The 1,555-nt window shown below is 70.2% G+C and carries 2 protein-coding genes; one reads left to right on the top strand and one right to left on the bottom strand.

Annotated features, from left to right (window positions below; translation table 11 throughout):
* Nucleotides 1-119: 119 nt before the first annotated feature.
* A complete protein-coding gene (locus RMO85_RS09395) occupies nt 120-743 on the bottom strand; it encodes an alpha-ketoglutarate-dependent dioxygenase AlkB (RefSeq protein WP_397203547.1) in 624 nt (207 codons plus the stop codon).
* Between the two features lie 102 nt (nt 744-845).
* Here RMO85_RS09395 and RMO85_RS09390 point away from each other — a divergent pair.
* Nucleotides 846-1,555: ABC transporter ATP-binding protein (locus tag RMO85_RS09390; protein ID WP_310528465.1), on the top strand; the 710-nt coding region annotated here is incomplete at its 3' end.

Below are 1,555 nucleotides of genomic sequence, written 5' to 3'. Positions count from 1 at the left end.
GATGGTATAGATGCCACCCGCCGCCATGTTCACCGGCGTTGCAGGCGTCAGCAGGCGCGAGTTCTACGAGGCGCCCGAGGGTCACGACGCGGCTCCCCGGGTGGAGTTCTGAGCGGCTCTCAGAAGACGTTCAGCGGCCGGAACTGCACGCTGATCCGCGGGCCGCACGAGGCCACCTTGGGGATGGCGTGCTCCCAGGTGCGCTGGCACGAGCCACCCATCACGACGAGGTCGCCGTGCCCCAGGGTCACCCCGATCGAGTCGCCGCCGCCGCGTGGGCGCAGCGCCAGCCTGCGTGGGTCGCCCAGGGAGACGATCGCGACCATCGTGTCCTGGGTGTTGCCGCGGCCGATCGTGTCGCCGTGCCAGGCGACCGAGTCCCTGCCGTCGCGGTAGTAGCAGCAGCCTGCGCTCACGAACGGCTCACCCAGCTCAGGCCGGTAGTAGGCGCTCAACGCGTCGCGCGCGTCGGCGAGCGCGGGGTGGGGGAGCGCGTCTGCGAGCACGTAGGTGTGCACCAGGCGGGGCACGTCCACGAGGCGGTCATACATCTGGCGTCGCTCCGCGCGCCACGGGACCGCGGAGAGCATGGTCGCGAACACGTCGTCGGCGCCCCCCAGCCAGTTGCGCTGGACGTCGAGCCAGGCGCCTGCGGCAAGGTGGGTCCGCTCCGGTGCGAGGAGTGCTCCCGCCCCGGGACCGGCGGGGATGTCGGGCGCGAACAGGGTCGACTGGAAGTCCACGCGCACGAGCCTAGGTCGAACATGCGTTCGACACAACCCTGACGCGCGACTCAGGGTGAATCCCGGTAGCGGGAGTTTGTGCGGGTGCGGGAGTCTTGGCGCATGACGATGACCGGGATGGGACGCGTGGCCACACCACCAGGAGTGGCCGCGCGAGTGCGGGACCTGACCAAGACCTACGGCAAGGGTGACGCGATGGTGCGCGCGCTGGACGGCGTGACGCTGGACCTGGTGGCCGGCGAGTTCACCGCCATCATGGGGCCGAGCGGCTCGGGCAAGTCCACCCTCATGCACTGCTGCGCCGCGCTCGACACGGCGACGTCGGGCGAGGTGTTCATCGGTGAACGAGAGCTCGGGAAGCTCAAGGACAAGGAACTGACCCGCCTGCGCCGCGACGAGATCGGTTTCGTGTTCCAGTCCTTCAACCTGGTCCCGACGCTCAGCGCCGAGGAGAACATCGTCCTCCCGCAGGCGATCGCCCGCCGCAAGCCCGACCGCGCGTGGTTCGACACCGTGATCGAGACGGTCGGGATCCGTGATCGCCTCGGCCACCGGCCCAACCAGCTCTCGGGCGGTCAGCAGCAGCGGGTCGCGGTCGCGCGGGCGCTGGTCGGCCGACCCACCATCGTCTTCGCCGACGAGCCGACCGGCAACCTCGACTCCCAGTCGGGTGCCGAGGTGCTCGACCTGCTCCGCCGCAGCGCTGCCGACCACGGCCAGACCATCGTGATGGTGACCCACGACCCGGTGGCGGCGTCCTACACCGATCGCGTCGTCTTCCTCTCCGACGGCCGCATCATCGACGAGCTGCG

This window comes from Nocardioides sp., from assembly GCF_031422975.1.
In the GTDB taxonomy this organism is placed as follows: domain Bacteria; phylum Actinomycetota; class Actinomycetes; order Propionibacteriales; family Nocardioidaceae; genus Nocardioides.
Note: the sequence above shows the minus strand (reverse complement) of the source record. Positions and strands in the feature narration are given on the sequence as shown.